This is a genomic window from Variovorax sp. V15, assembly GCF_041154425.1.
GTDB lineage: Bacteria > Pseudomonadota > Gammaproteobacteria > Burkholderiales > Burkholderiaceae_C > Variovorax > Variovorax guangxiensis.
The window spans coordinates 6,061,263-6,079,743 of the sequence record NZ_AP028659.1; the positions used below are offsets into that span (position 1 = coordinate 6,061,263).

General features: G+C 69.9%; 12 protein-coding genes. All 12 read right to left on the minus strand.

All coding sequences use genetic code 11. From position 1 onward, the window contains the following. Positions 1-2 precede the first annotated feature (2 nt). Positions 3-560 (minus strand): type VI secretion system tube protein Hcp, encoded by a 558-nt coding sequence (locus tag ACAM57_RS28770; protein ID WP_126025723.1) that lies wholly within the window; start codon positions 558-560, stop codon positions 3-5. Between the two features lie 62 nt (positions 561-622). Then, complete coding sequence (locus ACAM57_RS28775; protein ID WP_369659807.1) at positions 623-2,683, minus strand: caspase family protein; 2,061 nt, start codon at positions 2,681-2,683, stop codon at positions 623-625. Then, on the minus strand, positions 2,680-3,861 hold the full coding sequence (locus tag ACAM57_RS28780) for a hypothetical protein (RefSeq protein WP_369659808.1): 1,182 nt from the start codon (positions 3,859-3,861) through the stop codon (positions 2,680-2,682). The genes ACAM57_RS28775 and ACAM57_RS28780 overlap by 4 nt, the downstream gene beginning before the upstream one ends. Before the next feature lie 27 nt (positions 3,862-3,888). After that, complete coding sequence (locus tag ACAM57_RS28785) at positions 3,889-4,638, minus strand: hypothetical protein (protein ID WP_126025720.1); 750 nt, start codon at positions 4,636-4,638, stop codon at positions 3,889-3,891. 166 nt (positions 4,639-4,804) lie between these two features. Then, the gene (locus tag ACAM57_RS28790; protein ID WP_184639933.1) at positions 4,805-6,433 is read right to left on the minus strand and encodes a murein transglycosylase A; all 1,629 of its coding nucleotides are present in this window, start codon (positions 6,431-6,433) and stop codon (positions 4,805-4,807) included. Between the two features lie 54 nt (positions 6,434-6,487). After that, positions 6,488-8,422 (minus strand): protein kinase, encoded by a 1,935-nt coding sequence (locus tag ACAM57_RS28795; protein WP_369659809.1) that lies wholly within the window; start codon positions 8,420-8,422, stop codon positions 6,488-6,490. Positions 8,423-9,109: 687 nt separating this feature from the next. Next, complete coding sequence (gene tagF / locus ACAM57_RS28800; RefSeq protein WP_369659810.1) at positions 9,110-9,754, minus strand: type VI secretion system-associated protein TagF; 645 nt, start codon at positions 9,752-9,754, stop codon at positions 9,110-9,112. Then, positions 9,751-13,353: a type VI secretion system membrane subunit TssM gene (gene tssM / locus ACAM57_RS28805; protein WP_369659811.1), complete on the minus strand. Its 3,603-nt coding sequence runs from the start codon at positions 13,351-13,353 to the stop codon at positions 9,751-9,753. Before tssM ends, tagF begins: the two co-directional genes overlap by 4 nt. Beyond that, complete coding sequence (locus ACAM57_RS28810; RefSeq protein WP_369659812.1) at positions 13,350-14,714, minus strand: DotU family type VI secretion system protein; 1,365 nt, start codon at positions 14,712-14,714, stop codon at positions 13,350-13,352. The genes tssM and ACAM57_RS28810 overlap by 4 nt, the downstream gene beginning before the upstream one ends. A gap of 31 nt (positions 14,715-14,745) precedes the next feature. Further along, positions 14,746-16,077 carry a type VI secretion system baseplate subunit TssK gene (gene tssK / locus ACAM57_RS28815; protein WP_184639943.1) on the minus strand — a complete coding sequence of 444 codons (1,332 nt, stop codon included), beginning with the start codon at positions 16,075-16,077 and terminating at the stop codon, positions 14,746-14,748. 162 nt (positions 16,078-16,239) lie between these two features. Beyond that, complete coding sequence (phnD, locus tag ACAM57_RS28820) at positions 16,240-17,298, minus strand: phosphate/phosphite/phosphonate ABC transporter substrate-binding protein (protein ID WP_184639945.1); 1,059 nt, start codon at positions 17,296-17,298, stop codon at positions 16,240-16,242. Beyond that, positions 17,295-18,332: a phosphate/phosphite/phosphonate ABC transporter substrate-binding protein gene (gene phnD, locus ACAM57_RS28825; protein ID WP_369662489.1), complete on the minus strand. Its 1,038-nt coding sequence runs from the start codon at positions 18,330-18,332 to the stop codon at positions 17,295-17,297. Before phnD (ACAM57_RS28825) ends, phnD (ACAM57_RS28820) begins: the two co-directional genes overlap by 4 nt. Positions 18,333-18,481: the final 149 nt, after the last annotated feature.

Below are 18,481 nucleotides of genomic sequence, written 5' to 3' on the forward strand. Positions count from 1 at the left end.
GCTCATGCGCGCGTGAACTGGCATTCGCGCACCGCGCCGCGCAGGCCGGTGGTCTTCTGCGGCGCCGAGCGCACCTTCACCGTGCGGTAGCTGATGGAGATCAGCTCCGAGGGCACGCCCCAGTGGCCGCCCGAGCTCAGCACCAGCCGGCAGATGCGCGCGTTCTCCAGCACCAGCTCGAAGGTCGACTGCGCATCGGGCGAGCGCTCGTCGCCGCCGGACTTGAAGGCGCTGATCATCACCTTCAGGTCTTTCTCCTGCGCGCGCAGCAGGCTGGCGATGGTGGCGGTGGCGGCGTCGCTGCGGCGCGCGACGATCAGGTTGTTGGGCACCACCTGGTTCTGGCTGGAAGACTCGGGCACCTGCACCGACCAGTAGTAGCCGCCGATGTTCAGGCGCGCCTTGCCGTCGTCGAAGCTGCGCTCCAGCTCGCCTTCGACCGGCGCCCCCTTGTTCTCGATCAGCATGACCAGGTCGGTCTCGGACGAGCCGGTGCCGATCAGTTCGTAGAACTGGCGGGCGTCTTCAGGGCTCCAGGAGCCGTCGTCTAGGAATGCCATTTCTCACCTCCGGAAATCGATGGAACAGGAACAAAAAAAAAGAAAAGGGGGGAACTGAACCGTCATGGCCTGGCCCCCGCGTCCGCCGTGCCGCTCCTGCGCAGCAGGGCCGTGAACACCTGGCGCTCGGCGCTCTCGGCCGGCGGCTGTCCGCCGCGCACGCGCACTTCCGACACGTCGGCCTGCGCATAGCCCACGCCGAAGAGGCGCGGCGCGCTGTAGGGCGTGGCGGGCACGGCCATGACCAGCAGGCGCGCGTCGCCCGCCGCATCGAGCCAGGGCAGGTCGAAGCGCTTCACCGAGGGCTGCTCGGGCGTGCCGCGCTTGAAGCGGTTGGTTTCGCCGGACTCGTCGGGATAGACCGGCTGCAGGTTGCCTCGAGCATCGATGCCCGCGATGACGAGGTCGAGCGAACGGCCGCTGGTGTTGCGCACGTTCAGGCGCACCCGCTCACCGGCGCGCGTCGCGGGCAGCCCGCTGGCGGCCTGGGAAACGGGCACGCTGCGCAGCATGCGCTCGCCGCTCCACACCTCCAGCGCAGCGTCGAAGCCGTCGAGCTGGCCGTCCTTGCCGTAGCCCTGCAGTTGAGAGAGCCACTTCAGCTGCGCCAATGCCTGCAGACGGCGGCGCAGCGCGGCGGTGTCGGGCAGCACCACGGTGGAGACGTTCGCGCCGAAGAGCGGCGCGAGCAGTTCGAGGCGCTGGCCCGAGGCGCCGAGGTCGGTCCAGCGCACGTCGGCCGTGGCCGTGTCGTCCGCCGCTCGGATCGCGGCCGGGTAGTCGAGGCTCAGGCCAATTGGCAGCGGCTTTTCGGCGCGCACGCGCAACGTGGTGGCGGCCGGCTCCGCCATCGGCGTGACGCTCCAGAAGGCGCTGCCCGGCACGTCCTTCAGCGCTGCCGGCACGGCCAGCCATGCGTTGCCGAGCTTGATCTGCGACACGGCGGCCGGCGCGCCGCGCACGGTGCCGTCGTCCAGCGTGGCGAGCACGCGCAGCTCCTGCTGCTGCGCGAGTCCGTCGAGCAGGCCCGCCTTGATGGCCAGGCTGTCGCCACTGCGCTGCGCGCGCCACACGGGGCGCGTGGATGCGGGAGCGCCGCTGTTGGCGAACAGCGGCGCATCGAGGTTGCCTTCGGCCACCGGGGACGGCAGCTCGCGTGTCGGAAAACGCTGGGCAAGTTCGTCGATGACGGGCGGGTACAGCGCGAGCACGCCATCGAACAATTCCCGCCAGGTGGCTGGTTTTCGCGAAAGGGCTTCGACCATCGCCCATGTCAGCAGGCCCTGCGGCCTCGCGTTTCGCGCCTTGCGCGGCAGCCGCAACTCGGGCGTGATCTGGTGGCTTTCCGATGCGAAGAAGGCGACGTAGCGGGCACGCGGAACGGACTCGGCCGGCGCGGGTGGCGCCGGCTGCCGGGCGGGCGGCGCGCCGCCCGTGAGCTGCGTGGCGCGCAGTCCGCGCCAGCGCACCTCGTCGTCGGGCGGGCCCTCGGCGGTGGCGGGTGCGTCCGCCGTGCCGCGCGTCATGGAGTTGGCGGAGCAGGTGTCGAACACCGAGGCCACGAACACGTTCTTCGCGAGGAAGGACTGGATCCACGCATCGAAATCCACGTCGCGCAGGTCGCCCGCGAGCGCGTTGTCGCTGCCCAGCGTGCCGCGTACGTCGCGCGCGAGGAAGTTCTCCGAGAGCCCGTCGGGCTCCTGGTAGCGCTTGACGATGTCGCGCAGCCGAGTGCCGTGGCCCGAGAAATACAGCAGCACGAAGTCGCCGCTCCTCGACTGCGCGAGCAGCTTCGCCAGCGCCTCGTGGATGGCCTGCGACTCGGGCAGCGCCGCGCCGCTCACGCCGTCGGCGAGCACGGCGATGTCGGGCGCGGCAAAGCCCTGCCTGAGCAGCGCGTCGCGCATCAGCATCACGTCGTTGCGCGGCGCCTGCAGCCACAGCGCCTGCGGCTGGTTGACGAGCTCGGAGACGCCGACAAGCAGCGCGCGTTGCGTGGCGAGGGCGAGGCTGCAGCAGGCCAGCAGCCACAGCACCAGCAGCACCTGAAGAAAGCGCAGCTGCGTGAGGCCCCTGCCCTTGGGCCGCAGGTGCGGATACAGGCGGGCGGCATGCGCGGTCATGGCCGCCGCTCGCTGGCCGGCCCGGCCGATTCCACCAGCGGCGAGGCCGCGAGCACTGCCAGCGCCTCGACGGGCTCCGGCACGCGCAGGCGCCATGCGCCATCGCCGCCCGGCCCGCCCACCACGTCGGCCGAGACCGACTGCAGCAGCCTGTCGGCCTCGTCCATGCGCACGCCGGGCTTCCAGCGCACGACGAGGTCTGCGCGCATGGGCGCCGGTGCGGTGGGCACGGCGCGGAAGCGCACTTCGTCGTCCTCGGGCGCGCCGCGGCCGCCGATGAGCCCGACGTTCTGGACCACCACGACCAGCGCCAGCACGGCAAAGGCCGGGCGCGCCCAGCCTTCGGCGCCGAACCAGCGGCGGATGCTGCCCCACCAGCCGCCCTCGGGGCCGGGCTGCGGCCGCGCGCGCGATGGAGAAGAAGAAGAAGAAGAAGAAGAAGGGGCGGCCTCGTCGCTCTGCGGCCGCGTCAGCGCGGCGCCAAGTTCCAGGCCCACGTCGCGGTACAGATCCTGGTAGTCGGTGCGCGGGTCTTCCGGCCCGAGCGGCGTGCCCGACAGCACCGAGAAGACGCCGCCGCCCACGCCGCGCAGCGCGATGCGCCCGGGCTGCGGCGCGATGGCCAACGCGGTGCGCGCGGCCCACTCGTTGTGCACCGCGCGGATGGCCGCGAGCCGCGTGGCGGAGACTTCGCCCAGCACGCGCGCGCAGAGCTGCGGGCTGGGTTCGAGCGTGAGCACGTTCCACGTCTGGACGACACCGAACATCGGCTCGAAGGGCTCGTCCTCGGGCTCGAGCAGCACGTCGAATGCACCGGCCCAGTCGGCCTCGCCGACGGCCATCCACCCCTGCCAGAGGTCGTCGTGGATGCAGCGGTCGAGCAGCACGCCAAGCAGCCGCCCGCTGTAGACCACGCTGACGAGGCGGCCCGGCGCCCAGCGGGCCGGGAAGGCTCGCTGGGCGACAGCCTCGCGGCGCCGGGCCAATTCGGTGAGAGGCATCAACAGGTCGGACGCGGCAACGACGGGCGTGGCCGGCGTTCCTGGCGGTGATCCGGGCATGGCCACGGTGGCCGTGCCGGGCTCGCCTTCGGGCCCGGTGTCCGGCATCGCGGCCGCGCCGGTCGTTTCCAGCGCGTGGCGTATCACGCTGAGCGGGGGCCAGAGGTCGTGGGTCATGGCGTCTGTTCCTGAATGGCTATGTCTTCAGGCGTAAGACGCTTCAGCACCGAGGATTTTGAAAACCTGCAGGATCGCCGCCATGTTGTCGGGCTCGATGGCGATGCCCAGCGTCTGCTGGAGCCAGCCGCCGAGCCGGGTCCTGGCGTAGTCCGCCGTGAGCCCTTCGCGCTTGTGCACCAGGCCCAGCCGGCCCGCGCGGTAGTGGTAGGAAGCGATGGCGTGGCGCGAGGCGATGCCCGAGAGCCCGCCTTCGGCCTCCTTGCCGAAGCCCTCGCACAGCAGCAGGCGCTCGGGCTCGGGCAGCCCCGCGATGAACTCGCGCGCGGCCTGCTGCACCGCCTGCATGCTCAGGCCGTGCTCGGCCAGGCAGCCTTCGAGGTCCTCGTCGGCGCCGATCTCGTCTTCCAGCTGCGCCTCGGTGATCTGGTCGCCGATGGAGAGCTTGCGGCGGAAGGAGCTGGCGCGCGTGCAGTCGATGAGATAGCGGCGGAAATACGCGCACAGCGCGAAGGCGGTGGACGGTGCGCTGTGGCCCGCGCGTTCGTCGGCCTCGTCGGGGTCGGCGTCGAGCCGCAGCACCTTCACGTAGATGAACTGCGCCACCAGCTCCTGCCGGCCCTCGCCCAGCACCTGCAGCTCGGGCGGATTGCAGGCCACCAGCGCGTCGCCGACGATGCGGTACATGGCGCCCATCTCGCCCGGGGACAGCGTCTGGCGCCGTCGCCAAAGGCGAACGAGTTCACTGCTTTCCGCGGACGACAGCGTTTCGATCATTGGCTCACCCCCAGGCTGCGCGCACTTCGTGTCGCTTCGCCCACCCCCTTGCAGGGGGCAACACCGGCGGCCCGGCAAAGCCGGTTCCGCGGTGTTCCCCGAACGGGCCCCGCTTCGCGGGCCGGCGGGATGGCCATGGGCCCGGCGTCTCGCATCTCTCGATCCTTCAGTCGTCGACGCAGGTGCCCTCCGAAGGCACCAGGCACTGCGGCAGGTTCGCGCCCACCGGACCGCCGCGCGTGCGGATGGCCGAGGACGTGGCCGCCTGCGCCACGGCGAGGCCGCGCGGCAGCAAGATCCAGAGCTGGCCGCGCTCCTTCATGCGGCGCGCGTTGGTCGCGGCCTGCTGGCCGTTGCCGAAGAAGTAGTCGGCCCGCACCGCGCCACGGATGGCGCCGCCGGTGTCCTGCGCGATGGTCAGGCGCTGCATCGGCGCGCCGCTGCCGGGCGTGCGCGTGGAAACGAACACCGGGTAGCCCAGCGGCGTGCTGCGCGGATCGACCGCAATGGAGCGCCCCGCCGACAGCGGCACGCCGAAGGCGCCCACCGGTCCGCCCACCGGCGATGGCGATTCCTTGAAGAACACGTAGCTCGGGTCCTTGATGCCCGAGCCCGTCACCGCGCCACCCGTCGGCCGCCGACCCGGCACCACCACCGGGCCGCTGGCCACCGGTCGTGCCAGCGTGAAGCCACGCGTGCGGATGGTGCCGTTGGCCACGGCCCCGGTGTCGCTGTCGTCGTCGTCGCCGTCGTCCAGCTGCAGTTCGATGGACGAGCCGCGCACCTTCACCGGACTGCGCGGCTTGCCGTTGGCGGCCTGCGCCAGCGTCGGACGGAAGGGCTGGCCGTTCTGCTCGGCGTAGGCCACGCGCACGATGTCGCCGTTGGCCATGCGGATGCGGCCCGAGCCCTGGATCTGCATCTCGTACAGCGCGGTGGCGCTGCTCACGAACGCAAGCACCTTGGCGTTGGGCGCACCCTTGGTCTCGATCTCTTCGCGCGTGTAGTACGGCAGCAGCTGCTTGCCCTCGATGCGCAGGCGCACCTTGCGGTCCAGCGTGTCGCGCGAGATGCCCGAAAGGTCCAGCGCATAGAGGCCCGGCGCGCCCATGTCGCGCGTGCTCAGGCCCGTTTGCACCACCACGTTGCGGCCTTCCACGCGGGCCGCCACCGTGCCGTTGCCCGGCGGCAGCTTGCGCGCGTCGGCAAAGAGCATGTCTTCTGGCTGGCCGTACACCGGATAGATGAAGGGCGCACCGTACTGGCGCGCGCCCGCGATCTCGGGTTCGAAGTAGCCGGTGACCACGCCGTCGGGCCGGCGGTCGTCGTCGCGGATCTGGTAGGCCGAGAACTCGCCCTCGAAGAAGCCCCGGATCGCGTTGTTGTTCTTGCTGTCGACCTTCAGCGCGCGGTCGCACACCGATTTCCATTCGGCGCCGCGGCCATTGAGCACCTTGCAGCTGCCGAGGAAGGCGGGCCAGCTCTCCGAGAAATCGTCGCGCGACCAGCCCGGCACCGAGTCGAAGCTCACCGATGTGTAGGTGGCCAGCTGCGTCGAGAAAGTGCGGGCCTGGCCGGCCACGCTGGCGCCGGTGGGTGCCGGGCGCGAGGCGGCGGTGCTGCTCGCGCTGGTGTCGGCGGTGGCTGCGCCGGTGTCCGTGGCGGCCGGCGGCGGCGTGGTGCAGCCTGCCAGCACGGCGATGGCGGCGCCGGTTGCGAGAGCGCTCCAGCCGGTCTCCGGCCTTCTGCGTGCCTGGAGTTGCTGCTTCTGCTGCGGTTGCGATGCGGTCATCATGAAAGCCTCCTTGTCCTGAGAGTCACGGCCCGTAGGCCGACGCTCTGCAGACGATTACTTCTCGACGATTTTGAAATTGCCGACGCCGTAGACGTCGTTGCACGGGGTGTTGGGCGCGCACACCGGCTTGCCCAGGAGAGGCGACGGACCGGTGCCGCGCGTGGCCTCCAGCGCGGCCAGCACGGGCAGCGGGAACACCGGGAACACGCCGTCGTTCTGCACGCCGGCGGCGCTGAAGTCGCGCTCGTGCTCGCTCACCAGCACCGCGAACTGGTCGGTGCCGGCCGGCCCGCCCGCGTCCATCGGCCACGAGGCGCGCGGCAGCGAGAGCGTGCCGCCCGCGGTGATCTTGTTGTACTTGTCCAGCAGGTTCGGGAAGAGCAGGAACATCTCGCCGCCGCTGGACAGCAGGAACACGTACACGAACCCCTCCCGCTTGCTGCGGACCTCGAAGGCGAGCCGGTCCTTGCCGATGGCGACCTCGGCTTTCTTCGGCGTGGCCGTAACGTCGAAGCCGGGCGTTGCGCCGGTGGCGAGCGACTGCAGCGACTCGGCCGGCGTGCGCGGCGCCGGAGGGGGAGGCGGTGGTGGTGGAGGCGGCGGGGGCGGTGGGGCCTCGGCGACCTTGGTGTCGGGCGGCGGAGCCGGCGTGGTGCTGACGACCTGCTTGTCGTCTGCACCGCCGCGCCCCTGGAACCACCACCAGCCACCACCGGCCGCTGCCGCGAGCACGGCGATGGAAGCGAGGGCGACGGCGGTCTTGTTGCTGCCGCCACTTCCTCCCCCCTTGTTGCCCGTCGGAGCGGGCGCGGGCGCAGGCGCCTTCGCACCGCCGCCTGCCTTGCCTGCGATGACCGTGGCGGCGTCCGCATTCGTTCCCATCGACGTGCGCGCGCCGGACGACGAAGGCGGCTGCGTGCGCGGCACCGGCGCGATGCTGTGCCCCACCTCCAGGTCGAGCGCCGAGCGCAGTTCCGCCATCGACTGCGGCCGCTGCTCGGGCCGCACGCCCAGCCCCGCGTCGATCGCCTCCAGCAGCCGCGGGCTGTAGCGCTTGCGCAGGATCTCGTTGCCCGCGAGCGGCACATAGCTGTCGGACAGCAGCCGCGCCACCGAAGGCGGCGGCGCGCGGCCGCACACCGCCACGTGCATCACCGCCGCGAGCGCGTACACGTCGGTCCACGCGCCCTGCGACATGTCGGGCATCTCGGCGTACTGCTCGATCGGCGCGTAGCCGGGCTTCAGGATGACCGTGATCGCCTGCGTCTTGTCGGTGATCACGCGGCGCGCGGCGCCGAAGTCCAGCACCACCGGGCGGCCCGAGCCTTCGAGCAGGATGATGTTGTCGGGGGCGATGTCGCGGTGATAGCAGTTGGCGTTGTGCATCACAGCCAGCGCCTGGGTCACGCCGTCCATGATGCGGATCAGCCAGGACTCGTCCACGCCGGCGGGGATCGACACCAGGGCCTCACGCAGCGTCTCGCCCCGGTAGAAGGGCATGACCATGTAGGTGGTGCCTTTTTCCTGCCAGAAGCGGTAGACCTTGAGGAGCGACGGGTGGTCGAACTGGGCGAGCAGGCGGGCTTCGTTGATGAAGCTGCGCATGCCGAGGTCGAAGGTTTCGCGGTGCTTCTCCGACAGCGGGATGACCGTGCCGTCCTGCTGCCTCGCCGAGAGCGATGTCGGCAGGTACTCCTTGATCGCCACCACGCGCTCCAGCGTGTGGTCCCAGGCTTCGTAGACGACTCCGAAGCCGCCCTGGCCTATGACTCTTGTGATCTCGAATTCTGCGAGGCGGCTGCCTACGGGGAGGAGGCCGGCTTCCGTTGCGCCGGTGGCGGGGCTTGTTACGGGGTTTGTGCCGGACATGCTCGTGGGGGCACCTGCCGTGATTACCGTGGCGGAGGTGTCGCCTGTCGTCGTGGGCTGCGATGGCGGAGTTGACTTGGGGACTACGCGGGTGCGGTCGTCTTCGTTGGAGTCGGTCATTGACTGGCTCCTTTTTGGGTTGTGCTTGGGGTTTGTTTCCCGGGGCCGGGTCTCGGCCCGGCGGCCGACTCACTTTCTTTTGCTTCGCCAAAAGAAAGTAAGCAAAGAAAAAGCGACCCCACTGTCTGCGACCCCTTCGCTGCGCTACGGGGCAACCTGCGGTGCTCGCGTTTCGCGGGGTCTCGCCCAAACTCGCTTCGCTCAGACAAGGGCGAGCCCTGATCCGCGAAACGCTGCGCTCCTCGGCGCAGCCAGAGGGGATTGGGGACACGCGGGCCATCGCTGCGCTCGGCTGCGGGTGCCCAGCAGGCGCTTTGCGCCTGCTGGGCTTGGAATGGGCCGTTGGGGTTGCTCAGGCCATGGGAACGAAAGGCACCGCCGAGCAAAGCGAAGGCCCGAGGAGTCTGTTCAGAAGCCGAGCGAAGCGATGGCGCGGATCGCTCCCTTCTGGCTGTGCCGAGGAGCGCAGGCGCAGGAGGGATAAGGGCCGCAGCTGTTTGAGCGAAGCGAGTTCTGCGGACCCCCTCCTGCGCCGAGCACCGCAGGTTGCCCGTAGCGAAGCGAAGGGACACAGACAGCAGGGTCGCCATTTCTTTGCCTACTTTCTTTTGGCGAAGCAAAAGAAAGTAGGTCGCCCGCCGGGGCGAGACCCGGCCTCGGGAAGCAACACGGCAAGAGGCATTCATCTCACCCCTCCTCCGCAAACCCAAGAAACAGCGCATCAAACTGCTCATCCCGAGGCAACCCGGTACTCAACATCCGAATCCCCGCCTCCGCAGAAGGATCACTCAACCAAAGCGAAGCCCCCGCCAGCGGCAGATCAAGCGACTCGACAGCAATAACCCGCTCATCGGACAAAGAAGCCTCTTCGACAAAAAGCCTCTGCAGCACAGCATCGAACCGCACCGCATCCAGATCCCCATCCAGCCCCTCCAACGCAGCCTGCGTCGCATGAGCCCACCACCGCAACGCAACAGCCAGCGCCTCGCCTCGCAGGGTCCCGGGCGAATCCGCCTCCAGCTCCACCGCGATGGCAAACGGAAAGTACCGCCCCACCCCATCCACGGAAGGCATCAGCACCCCGATCCAGGCTCGGTCGCCAGCCACCTGCCGTCCCAGCGCAAAGCACCAGATAGGCGCCTCCAGATACCGCTCGGTCCAATCCGCCCGATCCCGCAGCCGCGACATGCCCCGCTGGAGCCACTGGTCCCACACCGCACGGAACGGCTCAGGCAGCCGCCGATGCGCGAAGTCCCCCATGCCCGGCAATTTCCCGAACCACCCGGGCAGCACGGCGGTGGCGGCAAGAAGCGGGGAAGGCTCGATGCTCACAGCCCCTCCGGACATGAGAACTCGCGCAGCTCGCGCAAGCGAATGGGATGCTGCACGCTGTTGGTCGTCACCTCGAAGCGCGTCTTGCGCGCCCCGATCTGGAAGGTGATGAAGAACTTCTCGGGCGCGTCCCCCGCTTCGAGCTGCCCGTCGTCGAGCGCGCGGAACAGGGCCCACGGCCCGTCCACGGCTGCGCCGGAACTGCCGGTGGTCGATGGCGGGCTGACCTGGATGCGCACCTGGTTGCTGCCCTTCGGCCCCGGCCACTGCACGGCCATGGGCACGACGGGGCCGTGCGCGTATTTCACGAGTTGGCCGTCGACGTCGAGGATGAACTGGGTGATGCCCGCGTCCATTTCCACCGGCTTGAAGTCCAGCCGCATCGACGGGCCCCGGCCGCCGCCGCGGAAGAAGATTTCCTTGATGCGCGCGGCGCGCTCGAACTGGGCAATCGCCTGCGTGGTGATGGCGCCGCGCTCGGCCACGGGCTTGTAGCGCCACGGGCGGGTGCTGGTGTCGACGATGGCGGCCAGACGCTTCTGGAAGAAGTCGTCCATCAGGCCGCCGGGACCGAACATCTGGCCGAAGTCCTCGGGCAGCACGTCGCGCTTGCTGCTCTGCACGAAGGGGTAGCGGCCGGCGATGGCGCGCGCGCAGAACTCGGTGACGGGGCGCAGGTCCTGGCTCAGGTTGCCGCGTTCGGCCACCTGGGCCTGCGCGGCGCCGGCCTGGCTCAGGTTCTCGATCATGGAGCGCACGGGCTCGGGCAGGCGGCCGGCGTCGGACTTGAGCTTGCCGGCCACGTCGCCGGGCGGCGGCGAGGTGCGGCCCTTCACGGCCGTGTCGACGGCGTTGAGGTACACGTACACCTCGTTGAAGAGCTTCAGCGCGTCGTCGATGGGCGCGGGCTGGTTGGGGCCGCCCGCGGTGACGAGGCGGCGCAGCGCCTCGAAGCGGTCGTCCACGATGCTCTCGATGCGCTTGCCCGGAGCCACCTGCCGGCCGGGATCGCCGCCGAACAGGTCTTCCAGGCCCTTGCGGGTGTTGCGCACGGTCTCGGTGGCCTTGCTGACGACGTCCTTGTTGGCGTCGGCGGCGGGGATGAGCGTGGTCTGCTTGACGACGGCGCGCAGGAAGTTGGCGAGCGGCGAATCGACGCCCGAGAGGATGCGCGCGGTCTCGATGTTCTTCTCGAGGCCGTTCACTCGGATCAGGCGCACGTCGGCGAGCAGCGCTTCCCACTGCTTGACGTATTCCTCCAGGTAGAGGCGGCGCACGCGGTCGGTCAGCGCGCCGAGCGCGGCGGCGTCGCGCAGGCGGTCGGCGGCGTTGCGGTCCTGTCCGAGCACCCACGGATCTTCGTTGGCGAGCAGGCCGGTGAGCACCACCACCTCGTTCTGGAAGCGCTTGTGGTAGCCGTCGTAAGTGAACATGCCCGGCACGCCCTCGGACAGCGGCTTGCCGCTGATGCGCTCGAACACCAGCGGGCCCGAGGGGCCCGTAGCCGTGGCCACGCTGAAGGCCGGGATGTCCTTGCTGGCGCGCTGGCGCTTCAGGCGGCTGAACACGCGCTGCTCCAGCGGATAGCTCGCGAGCACGGCGCGCACGCTGCGCACCAGGTTCTCGTCCATCTTCAGCGGCGAGCGTGGCGGGCCCTGGGCGATGAGCACGTCGAGCTGGTCTTCGAGCTGCTTGCGCTGGTCTTCCGGAATGCCGCGGTCGAGGTTGCGCGACCAGTCGAGGGTGATCCAGGCCTTCAGCGCCTCGGCGTCGAAGTGCTCGGGCTGGTAGAGCATCAGGTAGCTCTTGAGCGCCTCGTAGGTGAATTCGAGGTTGTCCTTCTGCGCGGTGCGCAGCTGGTCCTCGATGCGCTTGGCGATCTGCGGCAGGAACGCGTCGTTCAGCGCGCGCTGGTGCGTGAGCATGGCCGCCGCGTCGAGCTTGTCGCCTTGATAGAGGCCCAGCGTCATCGACAGCGGCTCGTCGCCCTGGCGGTTGTCGGGCGTCTTCCAGATGTCGCGCAGGCTCTGCAGCACGGGCGCCGCTTCCACCAGGTTCTGCACGCGCGCGGGCAGCGCCGCGAGGTTCTGCCGGGCGGGCTCCACGCGGGCCTCGACCGACTTCAGGTAGTTCATGTTCTGCAGCGTGCTGTAGCCCCAGGCCGCGAGCAGGCCGACGGTGACGAGCGTCATGGCCGTCACGCCGATCACGCGCAGCGTGTGGCGGCGGCGCTCCAGCTTCACGTCGGCGCCGGCCAGGCGCTGCTCGGGGAACACCACCTCGCGCAGCAGCGAGGTGAGGAAATAACTGCGCCCACTGGACTTCTGCGGCGCGAGCATGGCGCGCTCGATGCCGAAGCTGCGCGCCAGGCTGCCCATCACGCGGTCGATGGGGCTGCCCTCCTGCGTGCCGCTGGTGAAGTAGACGCCGCGCACCCACGGCGGCTGCGCGAAGCGCGAGCCGGTGAACACCTGCTCGAGCAAGTCCGACAGCAGCGGTCCGATGGAGCCGAACTGCGCCGGAAAGCCGAAGATCGCCGCGCGGCGGTTGCCGTCGGTCTCGCGCTGCATGCGCGCGATGAGGCCGTCGTTCACGCGGTTGTGCAGCAGCGCGAACTCGCGGTTGAAGGCAGCGGAAAGCCCCTTCTCCTCGACCTGCAGGTTCTCGTCGGCTGGCAGCGTGAAGCCGAAGACCTGCGCGCGCTGTTCCTTGCCGAGGTCGTCGAAGTAGTCGGTAAAGCCGTAGAGCAGGTCGCTCTTGGTGACGAGCACGTACACCGGCAGCCGCGTGGTGAGCTTGCCGTCGAGCTCCAGCAGGCGAGCGCGGATCGATGCGGCAAGCTGGGTACGCGCCTCGGGGCCCTGGCTCAGCAGGTCGGCCACGCTGACGGTGAGGAACACGCCGTTCAGCGGACGGCGCGGGCGCACCTTTTTCAGCAGGCCCAGGAAGCCTTCCCACGCGCTCTTGTCTTCCGACTGGTGGCTGTCCTGCGTGGTGTAGCGCCCGGCGGTGTCGATGAGCACCGCCTCGTCGGTGAACCACCAGTCGCAGTTGCGCGTGCCGCCCACGCCGCGGATCGCACCGGGGCCGAACTTCTCGGCCAGCGGGAAGCTCAGGCCCGAGTTGACCAGCGCGGTGGTCTTGCCCGCGCCCGGCGCGCCGATGAACACGTACCAGGGCAGGTCGTAGAGATAGCTGCCGCCCGAGATGGAAAGCCAGTCGCGCCAGCCCGGCTTCTTGCCGGCGGCGTGCATGCGCATCTGCTTGAGCGTGGCGACGGCTTCGCTGAAGCGGGTGTCGAGGATCTTCTGTTCGCCGTTGACCGGCGCGTCGGCCTTGGCGGCGGGCGCCTTCATCAAGCCGTCGGTCAGGTGCTGGCTCGCACGGCGGGCGCGCCAGCGGCGGTACAGCGCGCGCAGCACCACGACGAGCACGATGACGCCGATGACGATGGCGCGCGTGGTCTCGCTTTCGAGCGGCGCGAGCGAGCCGATCTTCACCAGCGGGCCGATCCACCAGATCAGCAGCGCGACGACGATCAGCGCCAGCAGCGTGAGCAGCAGCGGGCTGAAAAGGAAGCCGAAGATTTTCTTGATCATTTCGTCGCTCCCGTGGCTGGAGCAGCGGCCGGCGCGGCGGCGGGAGCGGTGGCGACGACGCCTTCGGGCCCGGTCAGCAGCACCACTTCCACGCGGCGGTTGCGCGCGCGGTTGGCCGGTGTGTCGTTGGGCGCCACCGGCTCGGCGTCGGCCTTGCCGTCGGCGCGCATGCGCGCGGGGTCGACCAGCGTGGATAGCGCCCCCTTCACCGCGTCGGCGCGCGCGGCCGACAGGTGCCAGTTCGACGGATAGCGCAGCGAGCGGATCGGCTGGTTGTCGGAATGGCCGGTGATCAGCACCTCGCCCTTCACCTCGGCCAGCGCCTGGCCGATGCGGCGCAGCACCGGCAGCGACTGCGGCATCGGCTCGGCGCTGCCGGAGCCGAAGAAGGAGTCGCCGCGCAGGCGCACCACGCTGCGGTCGGCCTCGTCGGTCACGGTGACGAGACCCTGCTTCACCTCGGGCTCCAGGAAGCGCGCGAGGCGCGGCGTCTTCGCAGGCAGCGCGGGCGGCGCGATCTGGATGTTGGGCGCGCGCAGGCTGGACACCGCGGCGTACGTGGTGTCGGAGCGGTAGTTGAGCGTGAGCCGCAGCCCGAACCACGCGAGCGCCAGCAGCAGCGCGAAGCCGGCCGCGAACACCCACAGCGGCAGCGACTCGCGCAGCCGCACCGTGCCCGCGCCCTGCCCGCGCCAGTGCGGCGAGAGCTCGGCTTCCACGGGCGGACGGTCCTTGGCGATCAGGTCGGCCAGGCGCTGGCGCACAGAGTCGAGCTGCGCGCGGCCGTTGTCGATCACGCGGTAGCGGCCCTCGAAGCCGAGCGCGAGCACGCTGTAGATCAGCTCCAGCAGCTGGCGGTGCGTGGGCACGTCCTGCGCGAGCTTGGCGAGAAGCTGGAAAACCTTTTCGCCGCCCCATGTCTCGTTGTGGAACTGCACCAGCAGGCTCTGCTTGTTCCAGCCGGCCTGCACGCCCCAGGGCGTGTTGGCCACGGCCTCGTCGAGCGCGGTGCACAGCACGTAGCGCGCGGCGAGCACGGATTCATTGCCCACGCCCGCGCGCCTCGCGCTGGCATCGAACTGGTTCACCGCATCGGCGGTCGATGCGCGCAGCGCCGGCACGTTGGGCGGCTGCGCGAGGTTGCGCAGCTTTCCGATCAGCACCAGCAGCTTGCCGGCGGCCGACACCAGCGGGTTGAGCAAGCCGAGTTCGCCGACATCGGCGGCCGGCGTCGGATCGGCCCCGCCGAAGAAAGGCGCCGCAGCGGGCGCGGCAGGTGTGCCGGCGGGCGTGCGCGGCTTGGGCTTGATGACCGTGCGCTCCGACTCGAAGGCGGCAAAAGGATCGGGAGGTGTGCTCATGATGGCTCCACGCTGACGGTGCCACTGGGGGTCATGCTCGTATCGCCCAGAACTGGAGATCGAGGCCGGGGAAGTCCCCCGCGATGTGCATCGCGATGCCGCCCGACTGCTCGAGCTGCCGCCACAGGTCGCTGTTGCGCGTCTCCAGCTCGAAGTAGCTGGCGCCCGTGTGGAAGGGAATCTGCCTCGGCGCCACCGGCATCGGCGTGAGCGTGACGCCCGGCAGCGCGAGATTCACGAGATCGCGGATGCGCTCGACCGGCCCGATCTTGACCTGCGTGGGAAAGCGCGCGCGCAGCGCCTCGCTGGGCATGCTGGCGCTCACCGCGAGCACGAAGGTGGCCTTGCGCTGCAGCTCCACGTCGGTGACCACCGCCACGCGCACGCCATGCTTGCGGTCGTGCAGGTCGATGCGGATGGCCGACTGCTCGAACACCATCGACAGGCTGCGGCGCAGATCGTCCATGAGCGGGCGGAAGCTCATGGCGAGGTCGTCGTGGATGTAGGGGCCGAAGCGCGACACGCGGCGCGAGTCGCGAAAGCTCGCGAGGTCGCCCGCCAGCCCCAGCGCATGCTCGAAGAAGTGCTGCGGGTGCAGCATCGCGCTCTTCGCGAGGTGCGCGAAGATGGCCTCGTTGCGATTGACGGCCTGCAGCAGCATGAAGTCGGCGATCTCGGCCACGCCGCCGGTGCCGCCCTGCGTGAGCCGGCCCGCGAGCGCCTCGCCGCGCTGGCGCAGCAGGCCCAGCAGCTCGTCGAGCCAGGCGCGGATGACGGCATGGCCGGCCACGTCGAGCAGCGGCGGCAGCATGGCGCGGTCGAGCTGCACCTGGTTGTCGACGCGGCGCTCCACCACGCGGGCCACGCCGATGGTGGTCCAGGCGTCGGTGGCCTCGCTCGCACGCATCAGGCGCGTGTGGAGCTGGCCCAGCTGCAGCATCGCGGTGCGCTCGCCGGCGGTGTTGGAGTCGGGCACTTCCGACTCGAGCACGCGGTGGCGCACCAGCTCTTCATATTCTTCCGCGTCGGCCTCGCGCGCCCCCGCGCGGCGCAGCGGCAGCGCGAGCACCACGGCCTCGTCGCGCATGGCGGCGGGAATGTCGATGGGCTCGGGCAGCGGGTCGACTGCCGGCATGTCGAAGACGGTGCCGTCGCCGAACACGCCGACCGCGCGCACCAGCGCCAGCTTGCCCAGCGTGAGCGCGGCGGGGTCGATCTCCAGTTCGGCGAAGCCCCATGCGTAGGGCGTCGTGGAACGCAGCAGCACGTGCCGCGCGTGATCGGCATGACGCTCGCTCTGCTGCAGGTGCTGAGGCTGCAACAGCATCCCCTCGCTCCAGACCACTTTTGTTCGCCAACTCATCCGCACTCCGTCAACGGCAAGGGTTGCCTGAAAGAAACACGAAGTTTCCGGCTCGGGGGGCTGGTGGCAAATCCGCCTTAAGGCCTAGCTAATGGCCTAGGCGGGGTTCTGGAGCTACGGCGAAGGGAGTAGAGATTCGCCCGGCGCGCGGGGCCTGTCCGCTCAGCGCGCGGCGGAACGCAGCGTCTCGACCTGCTCGGCGTAGGTCTTCTCGATGCGCTGCAGCCGCTGCTCGCGCGCGGCCTCGTTGACCCACGACGCGGCCATGGCGTGCTGCCTGCCGAGCTGGCGCTCCAGCAGCGCCTGCGGCAGCAGCGCGCTGTCGTCGGCCGCGACATAGCCGTAGGCCGCGCGCAGGCTCTTGAGCACTTCGCGCTCGGCGTCGCCGCGCGCGCCCTTGGCCTTGCCGTAGCCGGTCAGGAAGTTCTGCAGCCGCGCCTGGAACTCTGGCGGGAAGTCGCGCCGCACCACCATCTGCGCGCCGGGTGGCGGCTGCGACTCCCACACCACCTGCAGCCGCTCGGCCTCGATGGGGAACTGCTGGCGGAAGCGCTCGAAGTCGGTGGTGTTGTTGGTGGCCACGTCGGCATCGCCATTCGCCACGGCCAGCGCGGTGGCCTGGTGGGTACCGACGAACTCGCTGCGAAAGCGCGTCTCCATCTCGATGTGGTTCGGCAGGAAGAGCTGGCTCTGCGGCACGATGAAGCCGGTGACGGAGCGGCTGTCGCCGCGCGCGAGCCGCCACTTCTCGGGCTGCGCGAGCAGGCCCTCGAGCGTATTGAGCGGACCGGCCTTGCGCACCAGCAGTACCGCGCGGTGTTCGGGCAGCCCCGGGTGCCGCGCGATCTGCGCCACCACCTTCATGCGCCGCTGCATCACGGCGTCGAGCGCCATCTTGCCGGAGAGAAAAGCCATGTCGATCTCGTCGCGGCCGATGGCGCGGTCGAGTTCTTCATAGGTCGGCACCGAATACATGCTGACCGGCATGCCGAGCGAACGGCCCATGTCGTTCATGAGCGGCGTCCACAGCGCACGCGACTCGACGGTGCCGCCCAGCGGCAGCACGCCGAAGCGGATCATCCGGATGGCCGGCGAAGAGGCGCCCTTCTCGGCAGGCGAAACGGCGGCCGCGGGCGCCTGCTGGGCCACGGCAGGCAGGGCGATGAAGAAGAAGGCCAGCAGCACAGCGGCCGCTCGCCTGAACCCGGCTCCCGCGCTCATGGCGACACGTCCTTGAGCACGCTGACCTGGTCGGCGTAGCTGCTCTCGATGCGCTGCAGCCGGGCTTCGCGCGCGGCGTCGTTCACCCATTGCGCGGTCATGGCGTTCTGCTTCGCCAGCTGGTAGGCCAGCCTGGCGGCCGGCTGCAGCGAGCTGTTGTCGGCGGCCACGAAGCCGGCCAGGTCGTGCAGCGACTTCAGCACCACGCGCTCGGCGTCGCCGCGCGGGCCCTTGGCACGGCCGTAGGCGACCAGGAAGGCCTGCACGCGCTTGCGCAGCTCGGGCGTGTATTCGCGCCGAACCACGATCTGCGCGTGCGGGATCAGCTCGGACTCCCACAGCACCTGCAGCCGCTCGGTCTCGGCCGGAAAGCGCGTCTTGAAGCGCTCGAAGTCGGCCGTGTTGTTGGTGGCCACGTCGGCCTCGTTGTTGGCCACGGCCAGCGCGTTGGCCTGGTGGGTGCCCACGATCTCGCTGCGAAAGCGCGTCTCCATCGCGATGTGGTTCGGCAGGAAGAGCTGCAGCTGCGGCACGATGAAGCCCGACACCGACTGCTTCTCGCCGCGCGCGAGCCGCCAGCGATCGGGCTGGTCGAGCAGGTTCTTCAGCGAATTGAAGGGCGGCGCCTTGCGCGACAGCAGCAGTGCCCGGTAGCCGGGCAGGCCGTCGTGGCGCACCACCTGCGCCACCACCTTCATGCGGCGCTGGGTGACGGCGTCGAGCGCCATCTTTCCCGAGAGGAAGGCCATGTCGACCTCGTCGCGCTGGATGGCCTGCTCCAGCGCTTCATATGAATTGACCGACAGCACGCTCACCGGCCGGTTGATGGCCCGGCTGAGCTCGGCCAGCAGCGGGTCCCAGTCGCTGCGCGACTCGAAGGCGCCGCCCAGCGGCAGGATGCCGAAGCGCACCGGGCCGTCCAGCGGATGGCCCTGCGCCGGCGCCGCCAGGGGCAGCACCGCCAGCAGCGCCAAGGCGGCCGCGCGGAGCCAGGCGGCTGGAAACTCGGCGAATCGGCGCATGGAAGCCAGCATTTCTGGAGCGAAAGACATAGGGCCGGCGCGCATCGGCGGGTCTAACATGGCAGCGCGGACGTCATTAAATATCAATTACAAGCATTTTTTGTGATGTTTTACCTAGCTTTCCCGCTCCGGACGGCCCCAATAAGCTCGGCCCCCATGCG

Bases quoted from the DNA above. Each gene is read 5' to 3' on its own strand.
- phnD (WP_369662489.1), bottom strand. From the start codon at position 18,332: ATGCTGGCTTCCATGCGCCGATTCGCCGAGTTTCCAGCCGCCTGGCTC.
- ACAM57_RS28785 (WP_126025720.1), bottom strand. From the start codon at position 4,638: ATGATCGAAACGCTGTCGTCCGCGGAAAGCAGTGAACTCGTTCGCCTT.
- phnD (WP_184639945.1), bottom strand. From the start codon at position 17,298: ATGAGCGCGGGAGCCGGGTTCAGGCGAGCGGCCGCTGTGCTGCTGGCC.
- tssK (WP_184639943.1), bottom strand. From the start codon at position 16,077: ATGAGTTGGCGAACAAAAGTGGTCTGGAGCGAGGGGATGCTGTTGCAG.
- tssM (WP_369659811.1), bottom strand. From the start codon at position 13,353: ATGATCAAGAAAATCTTCGGCTTCCTTTTCAGCCCGCTGCTGCTCACG.
- ACAM57_RS28795 (WP_369659809.1), bottom strand. From the start codon at position 8,422: ATGACCGACTCCAACGAAGACGACCGCACCCGCGTAGTCCCCAAGTCA.
- ACAM57_RS28810 (WP_369659812.1), bottom strand. From the start codon at position 14,714: ATGAGCACACCTCCCGATCCTTTTGCCGCCTTCGAGTCGGAGCGCACG.
- ACAM57_RS28780 (WP_369659808.1), bottom strand. From the start codon at position 3,861: ATGACCCACGACCTCTGGCCCCCGCTCAGCGTGATACGCCACGCGCTG.
- ACAM57_RS28770 (WP_126025723.1), bottom strand. From the start codon at position 560: ATGGCATTCCTAGACGACGGCTCCTGGAGCCCTGAAGACGCCCGCCAG.
- ACAM57_RS28790 (WP_184639933.1), bottom strand. From the start codon at position 6,433: ATGATGACCGCATCGCAACCGCAGCAGAAGCAGCAACTCCAGGCACGC.
- ACAM57_RS28775 (WP_369659807.1), bottom strand. From the start codon at position 2,683: ATGACCGCGCATGCCGCCCGCCTGTATCCGCACCTGCGGCCCAAGGGC.